General features: G+C 35.8%; 8 protein-coding genes and 1 pseudogene. All 9 read right to left on the reverse strand.

Going from position 1 to position 8383, the window contains the following annotated elements; genetic code table 11:
- Positions 1-13 precede the first annotated feature (13 nt).
- A complete protein-coding gene (locus H964_RS01265; protein WP_039764048.1) occupies positions 14-754 on the reverse strand; it encodes a hypothetical protein in 741 nt (246 codons plus the stop codon).
- Between the two features lie 23 nt (positions 755-777).
- Positions 778-1530 (reverse strand): hypothetical protein, encoded by a 753-nt coding sequence (locus H964_RS01270; RefSeq protein ID WP_039764051.1) that lies wholly within the window; start codon positions 1528-1530, stop codon positions 778-780.
- On the reverse strand, positions 1517-2224 hold the full coding sequence (locus tag H964_RS01275; protein WP_039764052.1) for an ATP-binding cassette domain-containing protein: 708 nt from the start codon (positions 2222-2224) through the stop codon (positions 1517-1519). Before H964_RS01275 ends, H964_RS01270 begins: the two co-directional genes overlap by 14 nt.
- Before the next feature lie 8 nt (positions 2225-2232).
- Complete coding sequence (locus tag H964_RS01280) at positions 2233-2598, reverse strand: GntR family transcriptional regulator (protein ID WP_083931412.1); 366 nt, start codon at positions 2596-2598, stop codon at positions 2233-2235.
- A gap of 305 nt (positions 2599-2903) precedes the next feature.
- Positions 2904-3362: a VanZ family protein gene (locus tag H964_RS01285; RefSeq protein WP_039764054.1), complete on the reverse strand. Its 459-nt coding sequence runs from the start codon at positions 3360-3362 to the stop codon at positions 2904-2906.
- A 140-nt stretch (positions 3363-3502) separates the two neighbouring features.
- Positions 3503-4489, reverse strand: coding sequence for a glycoside hydrolase family 5 protein (locus H964_RS01290; RefSeq protein WP_083931413.1), 987 nt, complete (start codon positions 4487-4489; stop codon positions 3503-3505).
- An 89-nt stretch (positions 4490-4578) separates the two neighbouring features.
- On the reverse strand, positions 4579-6711 hold the full coding sequence (locus H964_RS01295; RefSeq protein ID WP_039764059.1) for a sugar phosphate nucleotidyltransferase: 2133 nt from the start codon (positions 6709-6711) through the stop codon (positions 4579-4581).
- A gap of 74 nt (positions 6712-6785) precedes the next feature.
- On the reverse strand, positions 6786-8324 hold the full coding sequence (locus tag H964_RS01300) for an IS200/IS605 family accessory protein TnpB-related protein (RefSeq protein WP_039764063.1): 1539 nt from the start codon (positions 8322-8324) through the stop codon (positions 6786-6788).
- Positions 8293-8383: pseudogene (locus H964_RS12285) on the reverse strand (IS607 family transposase); the annotation flags it as partial. The gene H964_RS01300 and the pseudogene H964_RS12285, both read right to left, overlap by 32 nt.

Genomic DNA, 8383 nt, shown 5'->3' on the forward strand with positions numbered 1-8383 from the left:
CTTCCTATTTATTTTATAAATTTAAGTGCTTATCAATTACCTTGGCACAAGCCAAGAGAATAACCGCTATTACCAATATGTGTATTCCACTTACTGTCCAAAACAAATAACTACCATTCAAAGCTTTATAATCTTCGAACTGAGGAAAAAGCAGCACATCAATAAAAGGATTTGACATTGAGTAGATTAAAATCCCTGGTGCAACTGCCACCATAACGATAGTAACTAATCGGCTGAGCCATATATTTAATCTTTTAAAAATTGTATTAGAAAATGTTATTATCATGAAAATGAATAAGTATGATAATAAGAATAAGGCAGCAAATAGTAAAAAAGCACGAAAAGCTCTAAAGGAAGTAAATACTTTTAGCAATAAGCTTGCCGTATCTCGTATTAAAAAGCTGTGAAAAGTTTGACGAAAAACTATATTTAAAAAAACTTCAATAATTGTAAATGACACCAAATATAATAAGATGTCCAGTAAAATTATTAGCATTCTTCCAAAAACTATGTGCATTCCTTTAAGCTTAGGAGACCCAAATATCAAATAACCATGACCTGACCTGAAAACCGAAGAGTATTCAACCAAGGTGTAGATAAACGTTGTCAAAAAAGAAAGGAATAAAGCTATTACCATAGTACCTTTTTGATTATCAAAATAATTGCTGCCAAAGAGTGCAGCAACACAGCCTAAAACCACCCAGTAAGCAGTTATCCCTTTTCTTCTTTTGATCTCATACCTCAGAAATCTCAAAAACACTTTTACCACCCTTTCTTTTACAAATCCATTTTAGTTTTCATGCGTGAAATGGAAGTTATAGCAAAAAGAACAATCGCTATTAGCGTAATTGCTATAACTATAAAATTTAGCAGAAAAGTAGAAAGATTAACCTTTTGAAGTATATTAATTGGTCCACCACTGGCAAAACCCTGTACCAAAAACAAAAAAAGCGCAATTATGTCCACAGCAGTATCTACAGCATTATAAAAATGTCTGTTACTCCAACACTTATATATCATACAAATATGCATCCAAAGACTTAGCATAAGAATAAATGATAAATCTATCAGAACAATTCCACAATTAGTTTTAAAATCTAAATTTTTGTTTAAGTATAAAATCCACCACCAATATTTGCCGTAAAGTTTTTCATCTACCATACTCATTGCAAATAAAAGCAATAATAGATAAGCTTTTGTAAGCATTATGTCTAAAACAAAATTAATCAGTCTTGCAAAATAGACATTGGCTGCACTTGCATAAGGAGAACCAAAAATCAAATACTTTTTCCCTCTTGACAGAAGCTTAAAATACATAACTATGTGAAGTACTAATAATGATAGCGTTGCAAGCAAGTAAGAAAATGAAACTCCTGCAAGAAAACTTTCAACACCTGGATTATTATTTAGAGTAAGTTTTCCCCCATAGCGATAGAAATAAAATACAACTATGTTTAAAACAATAAAAAATATAATGTAAAAAAATTTTTGATCTATCATCTGGTATTTTATCAATTTAAATATTTTCATCTTTGAGCACCTCTTTGAAAAACTGGTTTATCGAAAGTCCCTTTTCTTCTCTTATTCTTTCGGTTGAGCCATAATAAAGTATTTTCCCATTATTTAAGAATATAACTTCATCAAATATGTGTTCAATTTCAGATATGATGTTAGTTGAAATTATGATGCTTTTTTCTTCTGATATATTTTGTAATATCATCTCAAAGACAAAATCTCTTGAAACAGGGTCAACATACGCTAAAGGTTCATCTAAAAGATATAGTTTTGCGTCTCTGGAAAAGAGCATTGCAATGGAAAATTTTTCTATATTTCCTCTTGATAACTGATGTATCTTCTCCTTGGGATTAACTTTTAACTTCTCCAGCAATTTAAATGCTTTTGAGTTGTCAAAATCATCATAAAAATCTTTAAAAAACTCAATGGCATCACTTACTCTCATCCACTTCTCAAACATAATTGTATCAGGTAAAAAAGCAACAAACCTTCTTGTCAAAAGCCCAACCTTCTTGCCTTCAATTAAAATCTCTCCAGTACTTGGCTGAACAAACCCAGCAATGAGTTTTAAAAGAGTGGTTTTCCCTGCTCCATTTTCGCCTATCAGTCCCACAATTTTACCTTTATCCAAGGAAAAGCTAACATTTTCCAAAGCTACTTTCTTTCTTGAACCATACCATTTTGTTACGTTTTTAACTTCAAGAAGCATTTTTTATTCTACCCCTCTTTCTTAATCTTTTTTTCAAGAAGCTGTATAATTTCTTTATCTGAAAAACCAATATCATTCATTGACTTAATAAAATCCTCTATCATTTTTGCAGCCATTTCTTCTCTCATCTTAGCTATTACTCTCTCATCCTTTGTCACAAAGTTTCCAATTCCTCTTTCTGTGAAAATAAGATTCTCCCTTTCTAATTCCTGAAGAACCCTCTGAATTGTATTGGGATTTACACCAAACATCTGCGCCATCTCCCTGACAGATGAAAGTTTTTCCCCCGGCCGCAAATTTCCACTGGCAATTCTCTTTTTTAAAAACTCCATTATCTGTAAGTACACTGGAATATTAGGGTCAAATTTTAGCAATATAATTCCTCCATGTGTTAGTGTGTTAATTAAATAATACACTAATACTGCAATATTGTCAATACATTTTTTAAATCATATCATTGGTATTTTTAAGGACCGTTTAAAATGAGAAATGTGGTTTTTTTAAAATCATATCCAACAATTTGAAAAAACAAATTCGATACAAATCTAATTATCATCCAGCCAAAAGGTATAAAAAAATCGCCCCTGATTAGTAATTTCCCACAAACCAGAGGCGTAATGCATCTTAAATGACAATTTTTTGCAAGTCTTATCATTTAATTTTCACCACAATTCCATCTTCATAGTTTATTAAATTTATCTTTCATACTTCTTATCCCTAAATACCCAAATATTCCTATCGAATCAATAATCACATCAACAGGGCTTGGACCTCTGCCAAAGACAAATACCTGATGAAACTCGTCTGAAACAGCATAAAGGACCGAAAAAATACCACTTAATATGGCAGATTTTTTTGAACTTTTATTTGTCTCAAAAAAAGCTCGATAAAACAGCATACATAAGATAAAGTACTCTGTAACATGCGCAATCTTTCTTATTAAAAACTCAAAACCTTTTCTGTTTACAGCTGTTATAATGTCTTTTTCTGCTAAGGCTTCAATTATCCTTTCAATAAAAAGTGCAATTGAAAAGCTCTTTTGGTGCGAAATAGCTCCTTCTTGGGATGAAAAGTAAAAAATCACAGCCATCCACACAAAGACAAGTGTCCATCTTATGTATATTTTTCGTTTAACCAAAGTAGATGTTCCTTTCTTCTATTTGAGCAAAACAGGTGTTATATCATCAATTATATTACCAATTCATCAATCTTACCATTGTGCAATACCACAAAACTGGACAAGACTTTTATGACAAAGTGCCTCATAAACAAACCTTGCTAAAATCTCATCAAAAGCTCAAGAAGCTTTCTGTCAAGCTTGTGACCGTAAAAATCTTCATACTCCACATCTTCTCTTCCTGAATCGATTATTCCAAATGGTCCTCTCAAATTCCAAAGCGCAATGCCAATACCAAACTCTTTTAAAACATCCAAAACATCAGATAGCCATCTTAAAACAACTTCATGAGAGGTGTACTTATAAGCTCCACCTTCGCCGCAGATAACCCCAACTCCATAATCAAATAGTTTTGTCCACTTCTCATAATGTCTTCTTAAATATTCCCTGTCAATAACCTCACCATTATCACGCACAAGCGGCCATGAAGGCTCAGAAAATTTGTCACTTCCTTCAACCCACCCTGCCTTGTAATGTGTCAGCTCAAACGGAAGGTATGCTCTGCAAGACTGTGCTACCCCCAAACTTGTGAGCTCAAAAACAGGTTCATTGCCATAGTTAACACCATCAATTATAATAAGTCTCTCTTTATCAATCTCTCTTATCTTTTCAATTGTATACGTCATGACTTTTAAAAAATCCTCTTTTGTCATCTCTTCTTCTGAGAACTGTCTTGGTTCGTTTATAAGGTTAAAACTCAAATGTTTTGAAGATATCCCTTTATACCTTTTGGCAAATGTCTGCCAGTATGATACAAATAGTTCAAGAGGTTCTTTGTCTTTCCACAGATTATAGCCTTCCTTAGTTTTCTCATTTACACAATATCCGGGCGCACCGTGAATGTTCAAGCAAATATGAATACCGTATTTTTGACCCCAGACAACTACTTTGTCTATTATCTCCAAAACTTCTTCTTTAATTTCAGGCCTTTCTTCTACATACCAGTTCCTGTAGTTCATAGGTATTCTTGCAAAATTGAATCCCCACTCTTCCATCCACTTAAAATCGTCTTCAAAAAAGCCATAGCTCATATTAGGAACAAAAAGCCCAAGTAGGTTGAATCCTTTGTATCTTGGAAGTTTGTTCAATTTTCGGTACCTCCTCATTATCACTCATAAAAAACAAAAGGGAGGTTTTAAAGAAACTAACTTCCCTTTGCCTTTCATTTTAATTCAATTCAAATCACTGCTGCCTCTAATTTCTTTACTCTATCTATCATTTCTTTAACATCAAGAAGCCATTCTAAAATCAAAAGAATTGAAGAGATCGCATCATAGTAGAAGAAATAATTAATCTTGGTATCAAGAACCTCTTTCATATACTCTCTTATCTCATTCCCAGTAAATTTGATTGGAAAATCTACAAGCTTTTCAACATCACTCATAAACGACTTGAAAAATTCTGGCAAGATAATGCGGTCATTTTTGAATTTTTTCATCTCAAGCCATGCAAGGAGCATCTTTAACTTTTCGCCATAGACTGTACAATCACTCATAATCATTATAAAATGCTCGCCTTGTCTGTCAATCAAAAATCCTGCATTATACTCGCTTTGCAAACACAATCCTTTTAGGTTCTCAACACAATGTTTTGACCCACCAGAAATTAAAGTAGCTTTTATGTGATAGCGTGAGCAAATCTTGTCAAATAGTGAAATTATCTCTTTGTCCTCTGAAAGAATGCATATTTTTTTATTCCTGAGCTTGTTTACATCAAAAGTCGTCTCAAGCCTGTTAAAGTACATCTCTAAGGGAGATGATACAAGCTCATTTACAAAATGAATTGTTGACGATGTTCTAAAATCACATGTCACAAACAGATTTTCAATCTTTCTTTCTAAGCCCTTGTCAATATTTATTCCGTTTTGGTCAAATATCTCAATTCTTATGCTGTTGCCTCGTGTTCGCACATAAACACCTGCATCATAATAGTCCTGAACAATATATCTAAATATCGGCAGAATAATTCCTCTTGTTCTGTAAAGTCTTGCACCTGTTATCTGGCATCCTGTCTCAATTGCCTTTCTTATAACACTGCTCTTTTCTGTATAGTCATCGCCAATGAGTATCCGGGCGTTTTTGTCAAACACAGAACCAAGAGAATTTCCAAGTTTTATCGCAAACTGGGGCGTAACTTCTAAATTGAAATCTCCTGTGATGCCTCTTATCCAAAATACACTCTTTATCACCTCAGTACCCCAGTATATATTCTCATCTATAACAGTATTTGCTTCAACAACCTTTTCTGGCCATATTTTAGCTTCAGCCTTAACCTCAACAAAATCTTTTAATAGATTTTTCTCACCAACAACTGCCTTTTCATTGACCCTGACATAGTCTTTTAAAACTGACTTGTTACATATAACACATCCTTTTAACTCACAGTTTTTGCCAATATAACTCCCATTCCATACAATTGCCCTTTCTAATTTGGTTCCTTTTTCTATCTTTACTCCATCACCAATTACAGTAAATTCGCCTATTTCAACATCATCTTCAATCTCACATTCACAACCAACAAAAACCTTTCCCATAAATTTAACAGAATTAGAGATATTACAATTATTTCCAATCCATGAGCTTGCCAAATCAAGGTCTAAAATTCCACCAAGTTTAAATATATCCTTATGTGCTTTTATATAACTGCCAATATCACCAATATCACACCAATACCCTTCCATTTTATACCCGTACATTGGCACATTCTCACTTAAGAGTTTTGGAAATAGGTCTTTGCTAAAGTCAAATGGCTTTCCATCTTCTATATAATCCAAAATCTCCGGCTCAATAATGTATATCCCTGTGTTAGCTAAGTTTGAAAATACCTCACTCCACGAAGGCTTTTCAAAAAATCTTCTGATTCTCCCCTCTTCATCTGTCAAGACAATACCATACTCTATTGGTATCTCAACCTCTTTTAGAAGAATTGTGACCTTGCTCTTTTTTTCCTTGTGAAACTTGATTGTAGCAGACAAATCAGCATTTGTAATTCCATCCCCGCTTAAGACAACAAAAGTCTCATCTAAAAACGACTTTGCATTTTTGACAGAACCTGCAGTGCCAAGAGGCCTGTCCTCAACAAAATGTTGCATCTTTACGCCAAATTTACTGCCATCTTCAAAGTAATTCATTATTTTATCTGGATGATACTGAAGGGTTGTCCCAATTTCATAAATTCCGTGGCGCTTTAAAAGCTTTACAGCATACTCCATAATAGGTCTCCCAAAAAAAGGAATCATTGGCTTTGGCAAGGAAACTGTCAAAGGTCTTAGCCTTGTCCCCGCACCTCCTGCCATTATAATACCTTTCATAACCTTTTAACCTGGTCAACCAAACTGTGCACATTAGCACGAGTTTGGTGGCTGGGGTATTTGTAGTCCGCCTTTCAGGCTTTCCCAGCCCCAGCAGGCGGTATTTGGGAAAGCCATAGCCCCTGTCCCAAGAAACAGGAACTCGCGCCCTTCCAGGTCTTCCCCACTTGCCCTGAAATCAAAAGCAATTTCAAGACAGACATGTCACGCAGGACTCTGTCAGGGGAGAGTGGCGTTACCACCGCTACCCTGAGAACTCGCCAGGGATTGTGGTTTTTGCCACGACTACCTGCACTTGTTCCATCCAGAGGCACGAATAGCCTCCCTGGCTCACTCCCAGAGCTTTGTAAAATCCCTATCACCCTATCTATCTCTCTGAGTTGCTTTCTCCTCAGATGTTTGTTCTTGACTACCTTCCTTACATACTCTTTTAGCTCTTCCAGGTTGTTTACATCAAGCCTACTGAGGAGTAGCATGTAGTTGTGCGGTATCCTTTCTCTCAAGCCAAGCCCTCTTCGCGCTATTACATACGCTGCCGCAATATCCTTGCTCACCATAAACTGCGGTGCATACTTTAACATCCCTATCACAGAAGTATACGCCGGGTCTACTTCTATAACCTCTATCCCTTCACGCTTTGCCAGAAGTTTTACCTTCTCCAAAAGTGACCTGTACCCAAAATAGTGCCTTATCCGTCTTGATTTTCTGCCTGAAAAGTCTCCTCTTCTGCCTCTGTCCTGTATGCTGAGACTCTCAATCACTATAGCTTTTTGCTTCTCTTTCGCCATTTGTACTATCATGTGTGCATACTGCCACCTGTAATACTCTCTCTTGCTTGAGCTCCCACTCTCAAGCTTCTCAAGTGGTATTCTGCCATATCCCAGAAACTCTCCGTGCTCATCTGTTTCTACCCATGCAACATTCTTTGGATATGCGTTAGTGTCTATCCCTATAACCCCATTCGCTCTCGTTATCGCAGGCTGTGGAAAAACTTCTTCAATAACAAAGTAGGCATATACTACACCACTTTTAAGTTTCAGCTGGACAGAGTAGGGCTGCCCGGAAATACTTATCACCTCAAGAAGTTGATTCCTATCAATATACGTTCCATCTTTTATCTTCCATCCGGACTGTATCCTCGCACATACATACTCCCTTTCTCCCACGTTGATTCTAAGTCTTGTACAATCTTCACCTGTCTCAATCCTTGTATTGAGATTCCCCTTCTTGCTCCTGTCTCCTCTTGAGTACAGATTCCCCTTCCTTTTCTCCTGCCACTCTCGTTGAAGTTTCCTATATACATTGCCGTTTATGTGTCGCCTCTTTAGTTTTTCAAAAAGTTGCCTACCACCAAAAATGACCTTTTCAGGATTTTCTCCTCTTTCTTTGCATGAGTCTAAAACACTGTTTGCTTTCATTATTGCATCATCAACGTATCGGGAATTAAGATTGAAAATTCCTTGCAGCTCTCTTTTGAGTTCATTCCTTTTATGCCCTTCCAGTAACCTCTTGTATGCATACCTCATACAGGACGACCATCTTCTCATAAGGTCTAATACCTTTTGCCTATCTTCGCTGCTGTCAAAAATTAGCTTCGCCTGAACTGTTACCATGTCTTTTTTTAGCACCTCTTTGTCCATAAATCCTCGCTGCAAAAAATGTTACTATCGCC

Source organism: Caldicellulosiruptor sp. F32, assembly GCF_000404025.1.
In the GTDB taxonomy this organism is placed as follows: domain Bacteria; phylum Bacillota; class Thermoanaerobacteria; order Caldicellulosiruptorales; family Caldicellulosiruptoraceae; genus Caldicellulosiruptor; species Caldicellulosiruptor saccharolyticus.

Coding starts and splice junctions, on each gene's coding strand:
- H964_RS01270 (WP_039764051.1), bottom strand. CDS start 1,530: ATGAAAATATTTAAATTGATAAAATACCAGATGATAGATCAAAAATTT.
- H964_RS01275 (WP_039764052.1), bottom strand. CDS start 2,224: ATGCTTCTTGAAGTTAAAAACGTAACAAAATGGTATGGTTCAAGAAAG.
- H964_RS01295 (WP_039764059.1), bottom strand. CDS start 6,711: ATGAAAGGTATTATAATGGCAGGAGGTGCGGGGACAAGGCTAAGACCT.
- H964_RS01300 (WP_039764063.1), bottom strand. CDS start 8,324: ATGGTAACAGTTCAGGCGAAGCTAATTTTTGACAGCAGCGAAGATAGG.